At 71.6% G+C, this 18015-nt stretch carries 18 protein-coding genes; 8 read left to right on the forward strand and 10 right to left on the reverse strand.

Annotation, left to right across the window (positions count from 1 at the left end):
• Positions 1-12 precede the first annotated feature (12 nt).
• Positions 13-486: a hypothetical protein gene (locus OQ02_RS37535; RefSeq protein ID WP_033443452.1), complete on the reverse strand. Its 474-nt coding sequence runs from the start codon at positions 484-486 to the stop codon at positions 13-15.
• Position 487: 1 nt separating this feature from the next.
• Complete coding sequence (locus OQ02_RS37540; RefSeq protein ID WP_051773297.1) at positions 488-1195, reverse strand: SGNH/GDSL hydrolase family protein; 708 nt, start codon at positions 1193-1195, stop codon at positions 488-490.
• A 306-nt stretch (positions 1196-1501) separates the two neighbouring features.
• On the opposite strand from OQ02_RS37540, the gene OQ02_RS37545 reads away from it, so the two are divergent.
• A complete protein-coding gene (locus tag OQ02_RS37545) occupies positions 1502-2803 on the forward strand; it encodes a YncE family protein (RefSeq protein ID WP_033443453.1) in 1302 nt (433 codons plus the stop codon).
• Between the two features lie 6 nt (positions 2804-2809).
• Here OQ02_RS37545 and OQ02_RS37550 read toward each other — a convergent pair whose 3' ends face one another.
• On the reverse strand, positions 2810-3361 hold the full coding sequence (locus OQ02_RS37550; protein ID WP_033443454.1) for a TetR/AcrR family transcriptional regulator: 552 nt from the start codon (positions 3359-3361) through the stop codon (positions 2810-2812).
• An 83-nt stretch (positions 3362-3444) separates the two neighbouring features.
• Between OQ02_RS37550 and OQ02_RS37555 the strand changes: the two genes are divergently transcribed.
• Positions 3445-3903: a DoxX family protein gene (locus OQ02_RS37555; RefSeq protein ID WP_033443455.1), complete on the forward strand. Its 459-nt coding sequence runs from the start codon at positions 3445-3447 to the stop codon at positions 3901-3903.
• A 115-nt stretch (positions 3904-4018) separates the two neighbouring features.
• Here OQ02_RS37555 and OQ02_RS37560 read toward each other — a convergent pair whose 3' ends face one another.
• Positions 4019-5407, reverse strand: coding sequence for a GntP family permease (locus OQ02_RS37560; protein ID WP_033443456.1), 1389 nt, complete (start codon positions 5405-5407; stop codon positions 4019-4021).
• Between the two features lie 52 nt (positions 5408-5459).
• The gene (locus tag OQ02_RS37565; protein ID WP_033443457.1) at positions 5460-6008 is read right to left on the reverse strand and encodes a gluconokinase; all 549 of its coding nucleotides are present in this window, start codon (positions 6006-6008) and stop codon (positions 5460-5462) included.
• Between the two features lie 116 nt (positions 6009-6124).
• On the opposite strand from OQ02_RS37565, the gene OQ02_RS37570 reads away from it, so the two are divergent.
• The 3 genes from OQ02_RS37570 to OQ02_RS37580 all read left to right on the forward strand — a co-directional run bounded on the left by OQ02_RS37570 (position 6125) and on the right by OQ02_RS37580 (position 10327).
• A complete protein-coding gene (locus tag OQ02_RS37570; protein ID WP_033443458.1) occupies positions 6125-6865 on the forward strand; it encodes a FadR/GntR family transcriptional regulator in 741 nt (246 codons plus the stop codon).
• Positions 6866-7128: 263 nt separating this feature from the next.
• Positions 7129-8736 carry a pectate lyase family protein gene (locus OQ02_RS37575; RefSeq protein ID WP_231500405.1) on the forward strand — a complete coding sequence of 536 codons (1608 nt, stop codon included), beginning with the start codon at positions 7129-7131 and terminating at the stop codon, positions 8734-8736.
• Between the two features lie 121 nt (positions 8737-8857).
• Positions 8858-10327 carry a flavin-containing monooxygenase gene (locus OQ02_RS37580; protein ID WP_033443460.1) on the forward strand — a complete coding sequence of 490 codons (1470 nt, stop codon included), beginning with the start codon at positions 8858-8860 and terminating at the stop codon, positions 10325-10327.
• Positions 10328-10412: 85 nt separating this feature from the next.
• On the opposite strand, the gene OQ02_RS40510 is transcribed toward OQ02_RS37580, so the two are convergent.
• From OQ02_RS40510 to OQ02_RS37600, 4 genes are all read right to left on the reverse strand, one after another.
• Positions 10413-11696 (reverse strand): DJ-1/PfpI family protein, encoded by a 1284-nt coding sequence (locus OQ02_RS40510; RefSeq protein WP_231500406.1) that lies wholly within the window; start codon positions 11694-11696, stop codon positions 10413-10415.
• 3 nt (positions 11697-11699) lie between these two features.
• Positions 11700-12122, reverse strand: coding sequence for a hypothetical protein (locus OQ02_RS37590; RefSeq protein WP_051773299.1), 423 nt, complete (start codon positions 12120-12122; stop codon positions 11700-11702).
• Positions 12123-12270: 148 nt separating this feature from the next.
• Complete coding sequence (locus OQ02_RS37595; RefSeq protein ID WP_033443461.1) at positions 12271-12936, reverse strand: response regulator; 666 nt, start codon at positions 12934-12936, stop codon at positions 12271-12273.
• Positions 12933-14015: a sensor histidine kinase gene (locus OQ02_RS37600; RefSeq protein WP_231500407.1), complete on the reverse strand. Its 1083-nt coding sequence runs from the start codon at positions 14013-14015 to the stop codon at positions 12933-12935. The genes OQ02_RS37595 and OQ02_RS37600 overlap by 4 nt, the downstream gene beginning before the upstream one ends.
• 165 nt (positions 14016-14180) lie before the next feature.
• On the opposite strand from OQ02_RS37600, the gene OQ02_RS37605 reads away from it, so the two are divergent.
• The 3 genes from OQ02_RS37605 (at position 14181) to OQ02_RS37615 (ending at position 17702) form a co-directional block, all read left to right on the forward strand.
• On the forward strand, positions 14181-14996 hold the full coding sequence (locus OQ02_RS37605; protein ID WP_033443462.1) for a hypothetical protein: 816 nt from the start codon (positions 14181-14183) through the stop codon (positions 14994-14996).
• Positions 14997-15080: 84 nt separating this feature from the next.
• Complete coding sequence (locus tag OQ02_RS37610; protein WP_051773301.1) at positions 15081-15872, forward strand: endonuclease/exonuclease/phosphatase family protein; 792 nt, start codon at positions 15081-15083, stop codon at positions 15870-15872.
• Positions 15873-15893: 21 nt separating this feature from the next.
• A complete protein-coding gene (locus OQ02_RS37615) occupies positions 15894-17702 on the forward strand; it encodes a S9 family peptidase (protein ID WP_033443463.1) in 1809 nt (602 codons plus the stop codon).
• A 48-nt stretch (positions 17703-17750) separates the two neighbouring features.
• Here OQ02_RS37615 and OQ02_RS43195 read toward each other — a convergent pair.
• Positions 17751-18015: HNH endonuclease signature motif containing protein (locus OQ02_RS43195; protein ID WP_197043676.1), on the reverse strand; the 265-nt coding region annotated here is incomplete at its 5' end.

Below are 18015 nucleotides of genomic sequence, written 5' to 3' on the forward strand. Positions count from 1 at the left end.
CGGCGTCGTTCTTCAGCCCTGGTCCGGGTTACCGGCACCGGCGCTGTTCTTCCGGGCGTGGCGGCGCACCGAGCGGAGCAGGGCCGCCACGACGAGCCGGTGCCCGCCGGTCCCGATGACGAGCTGCCGGTACACGAACCCGTGCGGCCCGGGGAACTCGGCGTAGCTGCGTGCGCTGAGCAGCGTGCCGCCCGACTGCTCCGCCAAGGTCATCACCAGCCGGTACCGCGAGAACCGGTGCCGCCCGGTGAGTTCCACGAGCCGACCGGGCACGGCCGACGTCACCGCGAACCCGGTGATGGTCGAGCCCACCTCGAACGGCGTCCCGCCGGCCCGACGCGGCTCGGTGGCCAACAGCAGTCCCATGGCCGCGCTGCTGCCGGCAGGGGAGCGCGTCATCACCGCGGCCAGGCTGCGCCACACGGCCATCGCCGGCGCCGGGACGAGCACGCTGTGCTCGTCCACGTAAGGGAGGTCGGTGTCCACGTCAGGCGGGGTCGTGGAGCGGGATGTGGTCGGCGACGGCCTGCGCCCAGCGGAGGTAGCCGTACGCCGACGGGTGGAAGCGGTCCTCGGAGAAGAAGTCCGGGCCGATCGGCATCACGTCGGTCGAGTTGATCCACAGCGCGCCCGGTCGTTCCGCGCACACCCGCTGGGACGCCGCGTCGAGCGCGCCCGCGCACTGGGAGAGGTAGCGGCGCAGCGTGCCCGGCAGCGACGGGAACGTCTTGAACGGCGGAATCCCCACCACGACAACGTGTTCGGCGCGCTTGCCGAGCTCGTCCACCACCGCGCCGAGGTCTTCCGCCCACTGCGCCGGGGTGCGTCGGCCGAGCACGTCGTTGGCGCCCGCGAGGAGCACCGCGACCGTGAGGTCTTCGCCGAGCTGGGGGAGGAGCTTGTAGCGGATCCGGCGGGCCGTCGCGCCGTGCTGCCCGATCGCCTCCCACGTGACCGGCCGATCGGTGCGTTCGGCGATCGTGCGGGCCAGGCTGCCGGGGAACCCCTCGTCGTGCGCGTCGACACCGCAACCCGCCGCCGTGGACTCGCCGACGACGGCGATGCGCACCGGCAGGCCCGTCGCGGCGTCGCCCGCCGAACCCGTGGTCGGACCGGCGGCCGGCGGCAGCAGCTTGATCGATTTCCGCACCCAGATGCCCTGGGCGGCGACGATCGGCATCAGCAGGGGATTCACGTGCGGGCCCCCTTGTCGGTCGACCGCTCCACGGACCCGGTTAACGCCTGGTCAACCGCTGAATCGCCCCCACGTCTCATGGCTGGAGCATGGCATCGGCACCACTTGCCCACAAGAACCCACCTACCCTAGTGACACTGATCTCAACCGGGTCCGAACCGGACGCCGGGCGACAGGTTCTCATGACCACGGCCCTACCGCGGACGGGTGGCGGCCTGGTATTCCTTGCTACTGAACGGTAACACCGGCGTGGATCGGAATACCCGCGCAGATGGGACAAATCCCGTACCCCGGTTGGGAGTTCTCATGAGCAAGGAACCCATGTCGAACGGGCGGAAGCGCAGTCGCCGCACGCGTCTGCTCGGCGTCATCGCCACCGGCGTCCTGGCCGCCACGACACCCGCCGCCGCCCCTGCCCTCGCCGCCCCCGCTGCACCCGCATCCTCACCCGCACCCGCGGCCACCGCGCTGCGTCAAGTCATGTTCGTCGGCAACAACTGGGACGGCACCGCCGACGTGATCGCCGCAGGCGGGGACTTCGCCCGGATCGGCCGGGTGAACGTGATCCCGGACCGCGACGAGCGGCTGTGGGAGATCTACCTCAACCCTTTCAAGCTCGCCTACTTCCTCGGCATCAGGTCCGGTCCCGGCGAAGGGCACGACCAGTTCGTCGACGACATGTTCACGACACCCGACGGCACCGCCGTCGTCGCCTCCCGGCCCAGCTTCGCCGACGTGGTCTCGATCGACCTGGCCACCGGTCACATCAAGTGGCGGTTCCCGGTCTCCGGCTTCCGCTCCGACCACATGGCCGTCTCACCCGACGGCCACCGGATCGCGGTGTCCGCCTCGACGTCCAACACCGTGCACGTGCTCGACATCGTGACCGGCCGCCAACTCGGCTCGTTCGCGACCGGTGACAAGCCGCACGAGAACGTGTTCACCGACAACGGCCGGCACCTCTGGAACATGTCCATCGGCGAGGTGAACACCGCCCTGGACGACCCGGCGTTCGACTTCACCAAGGGCGACCGGCGCATCACCGTCGTCGACGCCGCCACCTTCCGGCAGGTGAAGGTGATCGACATGAGGCAGCGCCTGGACGCGTTCGGCCGTTCCGACCTGTCCGACGCCCTGCGCCCGGTGGCGTTCACGCCCGACGGGTCGAAGCTGTACTTCCAGGTGTCGTTCCACCACGGCTTCCTGGAGTACGACGTGGCCGCCGATCGCGTCACGCGGCACAAGGAACTGCCGAAGAACCCGGCCACCAGCGAGGACCGCACCACCTGGGTCAACGACTCGCGCCACCACGGCATGGCGATGAGCCCGGCCGGTGACAAGCTGTGCGTCGCCGGGACGATGGACGACTACGCGGTGGTCGTGGACCGGGAAACCCTGCGGGAAGGCCCGCTCGTGCCCGCCGCCAAGCCGTACTGGGCGACCGTCAGCGGTGACGGGCGCAGTTGCGTGATCTCCGAGAGCGGTGCCGACCAGGTCACCGCGATCGACTTCGCCACCGGCCGCAAGATCGTCTCGGTGCCGGTGGGCGACCACCCGCAGCGGGTGCGCGTCGGCCACGTCCCCACCGGCTGGACCGGCACCGGCTGATCCGCCCTACTTCGAGAAGAGCATTCCGGCGACGGCCCGCGCGGTGCTTTCCGGGTCGTCGCCGGGATCGGACAGCGATCCGGTGTTCCACAGCGTGGCGAAGCCGTGCACCAGGGACCACGCGGCCAGCTTCGCGACCTCGGGATCGCGGTCGCCCGGCACCTGCCCCGCGCCGCTGACCAGCACCTCCCGCGCCCGTTGCTGCGCGGTCGCCACCGACTCGTCGTCCGAGTGGTAGAGGTCCGGGCGGAACATCACCTCGAAGTGCGCGCGGTGCTCGATGGCGAAGCGCACGTACGAGACGCCGATCTCGACGAAGTTCCCGCCGCTGTCGCGGGTCTCGACGAGCGCGTCGGCGAGCAGGTCGAAACCCTCCGCGGCCAGGGCGGTGAGCAGGCCGGCCTTGTCCTTGAAGTGGTGCACCGGCCCGGCGTGCGAGACGCCGACCCGGCGAGCCAGGTCGCGCAGGCTGATCGCGGTGGGCCCGTTCTCGGTGATCGCGGTGACGGCGGCGGCCAGCACGGCCCGTCGGAGGTCGCCGTGGTGGTAAGGACTCATGGCCCCAGCGTATCTAGTCGTTGACAAGATGGGCACCGCCGGTGCATCTTGTCGGTGACAAGTTTCGTTCTGGGGAGGTTCCCGTGGCTCCGTTCGTCGTTCTGATCGTCGTTTCAGCGGCACTGCTGCTGTTCCGCAAGCACTGGTCGATCGCCCTGAGGGGCGGCCTGGCCGCGATGTTCACCCTCACCGCCGGGGCGCACTTCATCGGCATGAGGGAGGAGTTGATCGCGATGGTCCCGCCCGCGCTGCCGGAGCCGGGGCTGCTCGTCACCGTGACCGGTGTGCTGGAGTTCGCGGGTGTGGTGGGCCTGCTGTGGTGGCGCACCGCGCCGTGGGCGGCGGCGGGGCTGAGCGCGCTGCTCGTCGTGATGTTCCCGGCCAACGTCTACGCGGCCGAGCAGGGCATCTCGCCGTCGCTGGGCGACCAGCTCCTGCCGCGCACGCTGCTCCAGATCGTGTTCCTGGCGGCCACGCTGGCGGTCGTCGCGCACTACGTGCGGGCGCGTCGAGCGGATCGAGTGCCGACGCCCGTCGCCTGATGCGGTCGCGAGAACGGCCTCCGGCGGCGAACCGGATCAAGTCGCGGTTCGCCGCCGGAGGCCGTGGGATCGGACCGGGTCGGCCGGGTCGGTCAGGCCGGCTGGGTCGGCCGGGTCACCCGACCAGGAACAGGACCGAGGCGAACGCGAAGCCGACCAGGCTGATCGTGGTCTCCATGACGGTCCAGGTCTTCAGGGTGGTCCGGACGTCCATCCCCATCAGGCGGCCGACCAGCCAGAAGCCGGAGTCGTTGACGTGGCTGGCGATCACCGAACCGGCGGCCAGCGCCAGCACGATCGCGGCCAGCTCGAGCGCGCTGAACCCGCCGGCCTGCACGACCGGCTGCACCAGGCCCGCCGCCGTGGTGAGCGCGACCGTGGCCGAGCCCTGGGCGACGCGCAGCGCGGCGGCGATCACGAAACCGGCGACGAACACCGGCATGCCGAGGTCGGCCAACCCGTCGGAGAGGGCTTTGCCGATACCGCCGGCCCGCAGCACCGCGCCGAACATGCCGCCCGCGCCGGTGATGAGGATGACCGCGCACACCGGGCCGAGCGCCGAGTCGACCAGCTTCTCGACGGTCTCCTTGCCCTTGCCTCGGCGGATGCCGAGCACGAGCGAGGCCACCAGCACGGTCACCAGCAGGGCGACCGGCGTCGAACCGAGCGCACGCGCCACCTGGTACCAGGATGCGTCGCCGTCGACCCAGCCCGCGGCACGAGCGGCGTCGAGACCGGTGTTCGTGAAGATCATGACCAGCGGGAGCAGCAGGAGCGCGACGACGGTCGCCGGCCGCGGCGGGTTGTCGTCGTGCTCGGCCTGCGGGCCGCCGCTGAGGATCGTCGGCACCGGCAGCACCAGCCGCTTGCCCACCCACAGCCCGTACAGGTAGCTCGTCACGTACCAGGTGGGGATCGCCAGCAGCAGGCCGAACGCGATGACCAGGCCGACGTCGGCGCCCAGCAGCTCGGTCGCGGCGACCGGGCCGGGGTGCGGCGGGACGAACACGTGCATCACGGAGAACGCGCCCGCGGCGGGCAGGCCGTAGCGCAGCACACCGCCGCCGAGCCGTCGCGCCACCGCGAACACGATCGGCAGCATCACCACGAGGCCCGCGTCGAAGAAGATCGGGAAGCCGAACACGAGCGAGCTGATGCCGAGCGCGAGCGGCGCCCGGTCCTCGCCGAACCGGGTGATCAGCGCGTCGGTCAGCGACTGCGCGCCACCCGTCACCTCCACCAGGCGGCCGAGGATCGCACCGAGGCCGACCAGCAGTGCGACGCTGCCGAGCGTGGTGCCGAACCCGCCGGTCAGGGTCGGTACCACAGCGGACGCCGGGATGCCCGCGGCGAACGCGGTGAGCAGGCTGACCACCACCAGCGCCAGGAACGCGTGCACCCGCAGGTACATGATCAGGATCAGCAGGAGCGCGATCGCGCCTCCCGCGATGCCCAGCAGCGCGCCCGCGCCGAGCGTCTGGACCCAGTCTTCAGTGGTGGTCATCGGCAGCTCCGTTGCTCCTCGGTATCCCATGCGGGGTGTTTCCCCGGTGGGCTCAGTGATCGGCCGGGGTCGCGGCCACGAGGTCGAGCCGGGTGACTGCCTGCTCGACGATCAGTTCGGGGGTCTCGTGCACGTCCACGGCCGCACCGTCCTCATCGGACTGGAGCGGCTCGAGGGCGGCGAACTGGGACTGCAGCAGCGACGGGGGCATGAAGTGGCCGGACCGCAGCGCCATCCGCCCGCCGATCACGTCGCCCGCGCCGTCCAGGAAGAGGAACCGGACCCGCGCGTCGGCCGCGCGGAGCACGTCCCGGTACGACCTCTTCAGCGCCGAGCACGTGACGACGGTGCTCTCGCCCGCCGCCGCCCGTCCGGTGATCCAGTCGCGGATCGCCGCCAGCCAGGGCGCGCGGTCGTCGTCGGTCAGCGGGGTGCCGGCGGACATCTTCGCGATGTTGGCGGCCGGGTGGAACTCGTCGGCCTCGGCCATCGGCCAGCCGAGCCGGTCCGCCAGCAGTCGGGCGACCGTGCTCTTGCCCGCACCGGACACGCCCATCACGACCACGCAGGTCGGCACGGCGGGATCGGCGGTCGTGGTCATGGACACCCCTCGGCTGCGGCGACGAGATCGTTCACCCGTGAAAAGTAGTACCTTTGGCGGCGAAAGGTATCACCTTTGAGCGGGCTGAGGAAGGCCGCTCGGGCTACGCTTCTGCGGTGCAGGTACAACGTCAAGCAGGCGGGACGGGCGATGCCCTGCACGCCTCCGTGCTCGACACCATCGGGTTGCGGATCACCAGTGGGGACCTCGAAGAAGGCCGGGTCCTGACCCTGGACGGCATCCAGGAACAGTTCGGGGTCTCGCGGACGGTGGCCCGCGAGACGATGCGGGTGCTGGAGTCGATGGGCCTGGTGACGTCCCGGCGCCGGGTCGGCATCACCGTGCGGCCGAGGTCGGCCTGGCAGGTCTACGACCCGCGGCTGATCTGGTGGCAGCTGGCCGGCCCGAACCGCGACGCCCAGCTGCGCTCGCTCACCGAACTGCGGATCGCGGTCGAACCGGTGGCCGCGGCGCGGGCCGGGTGGAACGCGTCGGCGAAGGAGCGCGAGCGCCTGCTCGACCTCGCCGCGCGGATGCGCCGGGAGGGCGAGGCGGGCCGGCTGGAGTCGTTCCTAGAACTCGACATCGCCTTCCACGCGCTGCTGCTGGAGGCGGGCGGGAACGAGATGTTCGCCGCGCTCAAGGACGTGGTGGCGGTGGTCCTGCGCGGGCGGACGTCCCTCGGGCTCATGCCGGAGAAGCCCGTGCCCACCGCGTTGGACTTGCACGAGGAGGTCGCCCGGGCGGTCGCGTCCCGCCATCCCGAGGCGGCCGAGCACGCCATGCGCGCGTTGCTGTCGGAGGTCCGCGGCGCGGTCGTTCCGGTCGACGGGCCTCCGGTCGCGGGCGTGCGCTGACCACCGCGCATTGCTTCCGCGGCCTTTTCTAGGCCATTAGGTGCGAAACGGTTCCGATGTTCCTCGGGTGATCGGCGTTGACGCGCCGGAAACCTGCCATTACCTTCGACTGCAAGGTGATCGCCCATTTCTCTCAGCGTGCCGCCAACCGTCGCCTCCGCTTGTCGGCAGCCGCAGTAGCCGTGTTCACCTGCGTGAACGTATTCACGACCGTGAACACGTGAATCGGCCACCGACGCCCGATTCGCATGAGGAGGCTCGGTTTGAGCAAGCACGGAAGATTAGCGTCGCTCGTCGCGGTGGCGAGCGGATTCATCTTCGCGGTGGCACTTCTGGTGGTGCCGTCGGCATCCGCCGCGACCCTGTTCGGTGACGATTTCGAGGACGGCGACTCGACCGGCTGGAGTTCCAGCGGCGGCAGCTGGTCCGTGGTCGCGGACGGCACGCGGGCCTGGCGCCAGTCCGGCACGAGCACCGACGCCCGGGCGCTCGCGGGCGCCGTCTGGACCGGCCAGGCGGCGCAGGTCCGGGTCAAGCCGGCCGCGTTCAACGGGTCGGGCCGGCACGTCGCGGTGACGGCCCGCGTGCAGAACACCGGCAACTACTACTACCTGGGCCTGTCGAACTCGGGCTCGGTGGTGCTCGGCAAGCGGGTCGGCGGCGGGCACACCACCCTGGCGTCCGCGCCGGCCACCGTGTCGGTCGGCACCTGGTACACGTTGCGGCTTGAAGCATTCGGCAGCACTCTGCGCGGTTTCGTGGACGGCGCCGCAGTGGTGACGGCGACCGACGCCACGTTCGGCAGCGGGAAGATCGGCGTGGCGACCTACTACGCCGCCGCGGCGTTCGACGACGTGGTGGTGACCGACGTGCCGGGTTCCGGTGGGCCGACCAGCACGACTAGCACCACGACCACGACGACCACCACCCTGCCGCCCGGCGCGTGCGCCACCTCGGGCAGTCCCCAGGGGTTCGCCTCGGTCGACGCGTGGGGCCAGAACGGCACCACCGGCGGCGCGGGCGGTCCCACGATCGAGGTCGACACGGCGGCGGAGTTCCTGTCCGCGATCGCCCGGGTCGGGCCGCTGAACATCTGCGTGCGCGGCATGATCGCGCTGCCCGGCCCGATGCACGACGTCACGTCGGACAAGACGATCGTCGGCATCGGCTCCACCTCGGGCTTCACCGGAGGCGGGCTGAACATCGGCCTGCCACCGTCCGACGCGACGTCGCCGCCGGCCGACGCGGTGCACAACGTCGTCGTCCGCAACCTGGTGTTCCGCAACTGGGCGGACGACGCGATCAACGTGCAGATGTTCTCCCACCACGTCTGGCTCGACCACAACGACCTGGCGGACGGGTACGACGGCGTGATCGACATCAAGCGCGGGTCCAGCTACGTCACCGTGTCCTGGAACCACACCCACGACCACAGCAAGAACATGCTGCTGGGCCACGACGACGACAACGGCGCGCAGGACGTCGGCCGGCTGAAGGTCACCTACCACCACAACTGGTTCGACGCGACCCCGCAGCGCAACCCGCGGGTCCGCTTCGGCGAGCCGGTGCACGTCTACAACAACTACTACTTCTACAACACGGACGTCGGCGTGGCGTGCCAGGCGGACTCGGGCTGTGTGGTGGAGGGCAACTACTTCGAGGACGTCGAGGAGCCGGTGAGCAACAACTACGCCGGTCCGGGCGGGCGGTGCGTCGCCCGGAACAACGTGTTCGTCGGCGAGTCCGGCCGGCCTGATTGCAGCGGCACGGTGCAGGAGCCGCGGGACTACTACGCCTACACCCTGACCGACCCGAACACCGTCAAGGCCGTGGTGACGGCCGGCGCGGGCGTGGGCAAGATCGGGTCCTGACCACCGGCGCCGGCGGCGTGGCCGAGCGAGTCGGCCACGCCGCCGGTCACCCCCCGAACTGCTCGCTGGACCGGGATGATGGGAGTGCCGGACACACCGATCACCAGGGGAGTGGCAGCCTATGCGAGCGTGCGTCGTCGGTGCCGGGCCCGGAGGGATCGTCACCGCGAAAGTGCTGCTGGAGAACGGTTTCGACGTCACGGTGTTCGACAAGTACGACGTGGTCGGCGGCATCTGGGCGCCCGGCGGCTGCTACGACGGCCTGGCCAACCAGTCCGCACCCCGCCTCTTCGAGTTCGCCGACCTGCCCAACCGCCTGCGGTTCGCCAGCGCGGTGGACAGCCGGCGCTACCTGGAGGACTACGCCAAGGCGTTCGGCGTGCTGGAACACCTCCGGCCGGGCACCGAGGTGGTCTCCGTCCGACCGGTGGCCGGTCCCGGACGGGTGGGCGCCTCCGGCTGGTCGGTCGACTCCCGGCCCACCGGGGACGAAGCGGCACAGGTCCGGACCGAGACGTTCGACTACGTCGTCGTCGCCAGCGGCGCCCACCACCACGCCCGGTTGCCCGACCTGCCCGGACGCGGCTCGTTCCCCAGGACGGTGCTGCACTCAAACGACGTGCGCGCCGGGACGTTCACCGGTAGGCGCGTGGTCGTCGTGGGCGGCGGGAAGTCGGCGTTGGACCTGATCACCCGTGCCGCGCGCGAGGCGGCCTCGGCCACGCTCGTGCAGCGCAAGGTGAACTGGATGGTCCCCGAACGGCTCCTGCTCGGCCTGGTCGGCTACCGGTGGGTCCTGATGACCAGGCTCGGCGAGTCGCTCCTACCCCGCTACCACGACCCGGCCTGCGTCCGCCCGATCGACCGCCTCGGCGACCGTGCCAAGCGGGTCCTCTGGGCAGTCATCACCCGCGACATGCTGCTCTCCACTGGCCTCTACCGGCTGCCGAAGCACCTGCGGCCCGCGCACGCCCTCCCCTTCCACCTCGCCCACGCCGGTGTCATGCCCCGCGGCTACGTGCGCGCCGTCCGCCGCGGCCTGATCGACGCCAAGGTCAGCGCGGTCGAGGCGTACACCGGCGAAGGGCTGCGGCTCTCGACCGGCGAGGAGGCGCCGGCGGACGTCATCGTGTTCGCCACCGGCCACCACAAGGTCTTCCCGTTCCTCGACCCGGGCGTGCGGGTGCACGATTCCGCCGGCCGGCTGCGCCTCTACCGGGGCATCGTGCCACCCGGCGTCGACCGCCTGGGGTTCGTCGGCTTCCGGCAGGTCTTCAACAACATCCTGGGCATGGAACTCACCGCGCACTGGCTGACCCGTCACTTCCTGGCCGGTCGCGGCCAAGGGGAGGCACTGCGCACCATCCCGGACGAACAGCGGATGCAGGAAGCCATCGACGCCCGCCTCGCGTGGCAGGAACAGGTGCTGCCCGGCTCCGGCGGCTACGACTTCGGCCCCTACGACATCCACTGCGCGGACGAGCTGATGCACGACATGGGGCTCCCGTCCCGCCGGACCCGCAACGTGCTGGCCGAGTACCTGTTCCCGGGTGGGGTCGCGCACCGCTACCGAGGCCTGACCGGAACCTGAAACGCCCTGGCCCCAAGGCGTGTGCTCGACCCGCACCCCGGTCACCGCCGGCGCAACGACGTGCGCGAGCCCCGAACCACGCGCATCACACCGAGCGCCGCCAGCACACCCAGGGCGGCGAGCGAGAGCGGTCGGAGGGTGAGGGTCCACGGCCAGGCCGAACCGGTGAGGGCGAGGTGGTCTCCAACACCTTCGCCGTCCACACCGCCGTGGCCACGTCCGTGCTGTCCGCGAGGTCGCGCAGCACGCCGTCGAACGGGAAACCGGGCTCACCGTGGAGGTAGACCGGCGCGAGGTCGGCGTACCGGTCCGCCGCGCGCCGCGCCGCCGCCGACGCACCCGGCACCACCAGCCGGTCGAGATCGTCCGTCGGCGATGCCCGGGGCGCGAAGGTCAGCCCGTGCCGGGAGCGCACCGGCGCGGCACCATGACCGACGGCCAGCGTTCGGACTGCCGACGACTGCCCGTACGCGTCGAAGGCGGAGGCCAGTTCGATCTCACCGACCCCCTCGGTGAGGAGCACCCCGGCCGTGGGCCGGTCCCACCCGAAAGCGGTGTTGAACGCGACCACGGCGTCGGCCGGCCCGACTTGCGCCTGCTCCATCGGCGCCGCCGTGCCGCGCCGGTAGTGGCGCCAACCGACCACGTCCGCCGCACGTGCCGCCGCCCCCGGTCCGACGAGCCGTTCGACCACGCGCAGCGTGCCGTCGATCCCGGACAGGATGCCCGCCGTGCTGACGACGTCGCCGTCGTCCACGTACCGCGTGCCCCGGACCCAGTCGACCGCCGGGTAGAGGTCTTCGACGCCGTCGATGCGGAGCCAGTGCGAGGTGGCCGGGCGTCCGTCGAGCAGACCGGCCGCCGCGAGCACCCGTGACCCGTTGCAGATGCCCAGGACCAGCGATCCACCGGAGGCCTGCCGGGCGACCCAGTCCGTCACCGGCTTCGACGTGCTCTCGCCGACGTCGGGCAGGGCGGGCACCACGACGACGTCGGCCGGCGCGCCGAGCAGGCCGTCGAGTTCGGCGAAGCTCAGGTCCGGAACGAGGTCCAGGCCGCCGGTGAGCGGAACCGGGTGACCGGTCGGCGCGACGGTGTAGACGTTGAACGCATCCGTCGCGGCCAGGATCTCGTAAGGCGCGAGCGTGTCGGAGACGACGGCGCCGTGGTCGCCCACGACGACCACCGCGGTCGGCTTGGCGGGGTCGTGCGCCACGGGTGCGGGCTCGGGGGACGCGCTGTCGGTCCGCGGCGCGTACAGGTCGTCGAACGTGCCCAAGGCGGTCGGGGTGCCGAGAGCCGTGGGCAGGGCGAGGGAGGCGAGCAGGAACACCAGCGCGGTTCCGCCCAGCCGGAGCGCGGTTCGCATCGCTCAGCACCCGTACTCGTGCCGGCGGCGCAGCATCGCGACCAGCATCGCCGGGACCATCAGCACGTGCCCGGCGGTCATCAGCGCCATCCCGGACAGCAGGCCGGTCCAGTGGAACGGCAGCAGCACCAGGAACGGCACGTACATCGCGGCGGACATCGCGGCGATGCCGGCCCAGCCGTGGCGGCGGATCCGCATCCACAACGCCATGCCCAGCGACATGTTCGTCGCCATCACCAGCACGTGCGCGGTCACGACGTCCGCCAGGCCCGGCCACACGAACGACCAGACCGGCTCCAGGACGACCATCCCGACCACCATGGCGGCGGCCATCTCCAGGAAGTGACGGGTGAACCGCCACACGGCGCGCGCCCTCGGCTCGGGCTGGGGCGGACGGGACGTGGTGATCGTCTGTTCGGGATTCATGGCGGCTCCTCCGTAACTGGCTTCCAGTGCTACGGAGATCGTCGGCCGGCGGGGGAGCCGGGTCAGGTGCCGAAGGTCATGCGTCAGGTCATGTGGCCGGCATGACCCCGGAACTCGGCACGGGCGGGGCTGCAACACCGGTCGGGCTTCAGCACAGGCCGAGTTCGCGCGCCCGCAGCGCAGCCTGCGTGCGGTCACGCACCTGGAGCTTGGACAGCACGCTGGTGACGAGGTTCTTCACGGTGCCCTCGGCCAGGTACAGGCTCCCCGCGATCTCGCGGTTGCTGTGGCCCGCGGCGAGCAGCCGCACGACGTCGAGTTCACGGTCCGACAGCGCCACGGCCGGTGGCTGCCTCACGGGGGTGTCCTCATGCGGCAACCGCGCCACCCTGGCCACGACCTTGGCCGCGACGGACGGCTGGAGCACCGACTCACCGCGCCTCGCCGCCACCAGCGCCTCGACCAACCGGGCCGACGACACGTCCTTGAGGAGGTACCCGACCGCGCCGGCCCGCAGCGCCGCGAACACGTCCGCGTCGTCGTCGAAAGTGGTCAGCGCCAGCACCCGCACGCCCGGCTGCTCCACCCGCAGCCGGTCGGTCGCCGCGATCCCGTCCAGCACCGGCATCCGCAGGTCCATCAGCACCACGTCGGGGCGCAACTCGGCACACCGCCGCACGGCCTCCTCGCCGTTGCCCGCCTCGCCGACCACCTCGATCTCCGGCTGCACCTCCAGCAACGTCGCCAGCGCCTCCCGGAACAACGCCTGGTCGTCCACGATCAGCACCCGCACGGCGGCACCCGGCGCGCTCATGCCGGCACCTCGACCGTCAACGTCAGGCCGCGGTCGGCGGCCGAGTCGACGGACACCCGCCCGCCCAGGTTCGCCACCCGCTCCCGCAGGCCGACCAGGCCGTACCCGGTGTCCGCCGGCACGTCCCCGCTCAGCCCGCACCCGTCGTCGCGGACCTCCAGCCGGACCACGTCGTCGCGGTCGAAGTCCAGCACGACGGTCACGGCGGAAGCGCCCGCGTGCTTGCGCACGTTGGTCAACCCCTCCTGCGCCGCCCGGAACAGCGATTCCTCGACCTCGACCGGGATGGCGCGGGCCGCGCCGCGGACCTCCACCCCGGTGGGCACACCGGCTTCGCCCGCCAATACCCGCAACGCGTCCACCAGCGGCTCCGATCGGGGTTCGCGCAGCGCGGCGACCGAACGGCGCACCTCCGCCAGCGCCTGCTTCGACTGGTCCTGCGCCTTGGCCAGCATCGTGTCGAGCCGGTCCGGATCGGCGGTGTCGATCACCGCCCGCGCGGCCTGGAGCAGCATCTGCACGACGGTCAGGTGGTGGCCCAACCCGTCGTGGATGTCACGGGCGAGCCGGTTGCGCTCCTGGGTCGTCGCGAGCTGTTCGGCCTGGGCGGCGTACCCGCGCAGCTGTTCGTTGGCCGCCGCGAGCTCAGCCCTGGCGCGCTGCTCGCGCACCAGCAGCAACGTCACGACCAACGTGAACGTGGTGACGGCCAGCGTGTTGAGCCCTTCCCACAGCCCGTCCGGCCAGGCCATGTTCACGTGGACCAGCGGGATGATCGCGGCGACCGCGGCGGCGCCCGGCGTCGGCAGCAGCAGCACGCTCTGGGACACCAGGACCACCAGCAGCAGCACGGCGCCCGCCGCCGCCCCGGAGAACGAGAACAGCACGAAACCCAGCGGCACCTGCACGCACGCGTACGCCACGGCGAACGCCCGACCGCGCCCCTGGACCAGCTGGAAGCCGAAGATCGCGACCAGGGCGTAGACCAGCCCGACGAGCATCGTCGGCAGGAGGTGCTGCTCGTAGCTCGACGAGCCGAGCGGCAGCGTGGCGTACGCGACCACCGTCAGAACGCTCAAAGCCCACTGCACGCACCCACTGTGCTGGACCCCGGACAGCAGGGTCAACCTGGCGGTTCCGCCCTCCCGCGGACACCGGCCTGGCCGTGTCGCCGCTGCTTCCACGCTCGCACTGTGGGATAACTACTGCGGTCACTTTTGTGCGGTGTTCCGAGGAGGAGACCCATGCCCGATCACGGTGCCGAAGGCGGCGAACCGGTCGAACTCCCGCCGTACCGAGCCGTGCTCGTGGTCGACACCAAGGAGTTCGGCTCCAACTCCGACCCTGATCAGGCGCACCTGGTGGAGATCGTGCCCGAGGTCGTCGCGCTCGGCTTCGAGCGCGCCGGGCTCGGGCACGTGTGGCAGGAGGCGTTGTTCCCGCACAACACCGGTGACGGGTTCGGTATCGGATTCGACACCCGTCACCTGCCCGCCGTGGTCAGCAAGTTCTTCGACGCGCTCCAGGACGTGCTGGCCGCGCGGGACGTCCGGCTGCGCGCGCGGGACCGCCGGTTGCGCCTGCGGATGCGGGCCAGCCTGAACGTGGGACCGGTCCGCGACGCCCCTCCCGGTGGTACCGCCGCGGTGGTGGGCAGCGCGGTGATCACCACCCACCGGCTGCTCGACTCCCAGCCCGTCCGGGACGTCCTCACCCGGTCGGACCCGGACCAGACGTTCCTCTCGGTGGTGCTGTCCCAGCGGGTGTTCGACGACGTGCTGGCCGCCGGCTTCGCGACGCTGCCCGCTTCCCGGGTGGTGCCGAGGTTCGTGCGGCTCAAGGAGTACAGCGGCACGGTCTACCTGTACGTGCCGAAGCCCAGCGGTGACCTGCTGTCCCACGGCATCGCCGAGTACCAGCAGGACCTCGACGCGGCGCAGGCCGTGCGGGAGACGACGCCCCAGCCCGCCGGCACCATCACCTCCAACGTGCTCAGCGGCGGCAACACCGGGACGACCATCCAGGTCGGGCACCTCCACGGCGGCCTGCACAACAAGTGAGCGGTCCGGTGTCCCGAAGTGCCGGCGCGGCGGAGGTCCGCTTGGCGGTACGGCTGGCGCGCGGCCCGGTGTGAGCATGTCGGCATGGGCCTCCCGCGCCGGATCGCCGGTTCCGCCATGGTCGTGCTCCTGCTGAGTGGTCTGCTGGGTGGCCTGCTGTCGGTACCGGCCGCCGCCGCCACCGCGTTCAAGGTGCTCCAGATGAACCTGTGCAACAGCGGCATCGCCGGCTGCTACCAGGACGGGCGCGCGGTGGACGAAGCCGTCGTGATGATCCAGCGCCGGCTGCCGGACGTCGTCTCGGTGAACGAGGTGTGCCTGTCCGACCTGCCCCGCCTGACCGCCGCCGTGGGCGCGACCGCCGCGTACCGGTTCGCGTTCGTGCGCAACAGGTCCACGAACTCGGACTACCAGTGCACGGCCGGTCGCGGCGCCTACGGCAGCGGGATCATCGTCAAGGAGGGCATCGCGACGGGCGGCCACGGCACCTACACCGCCCAGGACGGCGGCAACGAGATCCGCGCCTGGGCCTGCGCGCTCAGCGCCGTGCGCGGGTTCACCGCCTGCACCACCCACTTGAGCACGACCGGCACGACGGCGCTGGCGCAGTGCCGCGAGCTGGTGCCCGCGACGGTCCTGTCCCACGACCCCACCGGGTCACCGACGACGCGGCACGTCGTGGTCGGCGACCTGAACCTGAAGTACAACCCCGGTTCGGCCACGAACGCCCAGAACTGCGTCCCCTCGGGCTGGTTCCGCAAGGGCGACGGCGACGTGCAGCACGTCATCGCCCGCACCCTGACCTTCGTGTCGACCCAGAAGTACGCCATGTACCGCACGGACCACCCGGCGTTCGTGGTCAACTACACGTTCTGACCGGACGCCGGAGGCGGGGCTATGGGCTGGACGGACTTCGAGTGGCTGACCGGCGCGGAACCGAGCCCGGACGGCACCGCGGTCGCCTACGTGAGCGACCGGTCCGGCCGGTCCCAGCCGTGGGTGCTGCCCCTGGCCGGCGGGCGGGCGCGGCTCGTCGAGGTGCCCGGCTCGGTCCGCCGCTGCCTGTGGCGGCCCGACGGCGCGCGGCTGCTGGTGGTCGTCGATCCTGACGGCGGCGAGGACCACCGGCTCGCCGAGGTCGACCCCGACACCGGCTCGGTGGAGTGGTTGGTCGCCGAGGACGGCGTGCGGTGCGAGGTCGGCGTTCCCCACGGGCACATCGGCCTGCCCTACAGCGCCGACAGCGCGCTCCTGGCCTACGCGAGCAACGCGCGTGATCGCGAGGTGTTCGACGTGCGGGTGCGGGACCTCCGCACGGGCGACGAGCGGATCGTGCTGCACGGAGACGACCGGTACCTGCCGATGGGCTTTTCCCCGGACTCCCGGCTGCTGCTCGTGCTGCGACTGCACCAGAACACCGAGCACACCCTGTTCCTGTGCGACCTGGCCGACGGCACGACCCGGCCGGTCACCCCCGACCGCGGCCCGGCCAAGCACCAGCCGGTGGCCTGGCTGCCCGACTCGTCGGGCTTCTACCTGTGCACCACGGGGGACCGGGACTTCCTCGGCCTGGCGGCGCTGAGCCTGACCGGCGAGCTGACCTGGATCGACGCGCCGGAGGCCGACGTGGCGGGCGCGGCGCTGTCACCGGACGGCTCGACCCTGGCGTGGGGCGTCAACGAGAACGGGTACACGCGGCTGCAGTGGGCGCCCGTCGGAGGCGTGGCGCGAGACGTCGAAGGGCTGCCGGCCGGCGTCGCGGTGACCGAGTTCGGGTTGGACGGGCACGTCCTGCGGTTCACCCCGGCGGGTGACCTGCTGGTGCAGCTCGGCCGGCCGGACGCGGCGACCGACCTGTACCTGGTCGACCTGACGCGCGGCACGGCCCGGCGGCTCACCGACGCGGGCGCGGGTCTTCCCGGCGGGATGGTGGTGCCCTCGGTCCTGTGGACGACGAGCGCGGACGGCGAGGCGGTGTCGTTCCTGCTGTACCGGCCGCCCGGTGCGACCCGCGAGCGACCCGTGCCGCTGGTGGTGACGGTGCACGGCGGGCCGGAGGTCCAGTCGCTGCCGACGTTCTTCCCCCTGGTCCAGGAACTCCTCGCCCGGGGCGTCGCGGTGGCGGCACCCAACATCCGCGGGTCGTCCGGGTACGGGATGCGCTACCAGCGGTTGATCTACCGCGACTGGGGCGGCGGCGACCTGGCGGACCTGGCGGCGGTCGTGCGGCGCCTCCGGGAACTCGACTGGGTGGCCGGGGACCGGCTCGGCGTGCACGGCGCGTCGTACGGCGGGTTCGCCGTGCTGGCCTGCCTGGCGATGCTGCCGGACCTGTGGCGCGCCGGCGTCAGCGAGTGCGGGCCGTCGGACCTGATCAGCGACATCCGGTCGTTCCCGCCGACCTGGCGCAAGCGGGTCAGGGACTGGATCGGCGACCCCGACGACCCGGCCGACGCCGCCGCGATGACCGCCCGCAGCCCGCTGGAGCACGCCGACCGGGTGGTCGCGCCGGTGCTGATCATGCACGGCGAGAACGACACGCGGGTGAACCCCGAGGAATCGGAGCAGATGTACCGGCGGCTGCGCGAGCTGGGCCGACCGGCCGAACTCGTGCTGCACCCCGGCGTCGGGCACGAGATCGACCGGGCCGGTCTGGCGGCAACCACGGACCTCATCGCGTCGTGGTTCGTCCACCACCTCGGGTAAGGCTCCGCGGACGCGAAGCGGAGCCGGTTGCCCGGTCTGGTCGTCGCGTCAGGCGGCGATGGGCATCGGCGGCCGGTGAAGCAGGTTCTGCCGGGGCCTTTGGGTGGGGTCGACGTGACGTGGAGGAATGAATGCCGGAACACCACCGGTCATCGTGATCCGCCAGCGTGAGTGGTGCACCAGGGAATGATGCGTGCGGCACAGGAGAACGAGATTGTCCAGATCCGTGGTGCCGCCGTCCGCCCAGAATGTGACGTGGTGCGCGTCGCACCACTTCGGCGGTCGGGAACAGATGGGTCGACCTTGGGCGCGC

Origin of the sequence: Saccharothrix sp. NRRL B-16314, assembly GCF_000716595.1 — a bacterium.
Taxonomy (GTDB): domain Bacteria; phylum Actinomycetota; class Actinomycetes; order Mycobacteriales; family Pseudonocardiaceae; genus Actinosynnema.

Bases quoted from the DNA above. Each gene is read 5' to 3' on its own strand.
- OQ02_RS37545 (WP_033443453.1), top strand. From the start codon at position 1,502: ATGAGCAAGGAACCCATGTCGAACGGGCGGAAGCGCAGTCGCCGCACG.
- OQ02_RS37550 (WP_033443454.1), bottom strand. From the start codon at position 3,361: ATGAGTCCTTACCACCACGGCGACCTCCGACGGGCCGTGCTGGCCGCC.
- OQ02_RS37560 (WP_033443456.1), bottom strand. From the start codon at position 5,407: ATGACCACCACTGAAGACTGGGTCCAGACGCTCGGCGCGGGCGCGCTG.
- OQ02_RS37565 (WP_033443457.1), bottom strand. From the start codon at position 6,008: ATGACCACGACCGCCGATCCCGCCGTGCCGACCTGCGTGGTCGTGATG.
- OQ02_RS37580 (WP_033443460.1), top strand. From the start codon at position 8,858: ATGCGAGCGTGCGTCGTCGGTGCCGGGCCCGGAGGGATCGTCACCGCG.
- OQ02_RS40510 (WP_231500406.1), bottom strand. From the start codon at position 11,696: ATGCGAACCGCGCTCCGGCTGGGCGGAACCGCGCTGGTGTTCCTGCTC.
- OQ02_RS37590 (WP_051773299.1), bottom strand. From the start codon at position 12,122: ATGAATCCCGAACAGACGATCACCACGTCCCGTCCGCCCCAGCCCGAG.
- OQ02_RS37595 (WP_033443461.1), bottom strand. From the start codon at position 12,936: ATGAGCGCGCCGGGTGCCGCCGTGCGGGTGCTGATCGTGGACGACCAG.
- OQ02_RS37605 (WP_033443462.1), top strand. From the start codon at position 14,181: ATGCCCGATCACGGTGCCGAAGGCGGCGAACCGGTCGAACTCCCGCCG.
- OQ02_RS37610 (WP_051773301.1), top strand. From the start codon at position 15,081: ATGGGCCTCCCGCGCCGGATCGCCGGTTCCGCCATGGTCGTGCTCCTG.
- OQ02_RS37615 (WP_033443463.1), top strand. From the start codon at position 15,894: ATGGGCTGGACGGACTTCGAGTGGCTGACCGGCGCGGAACCGAGCCCG.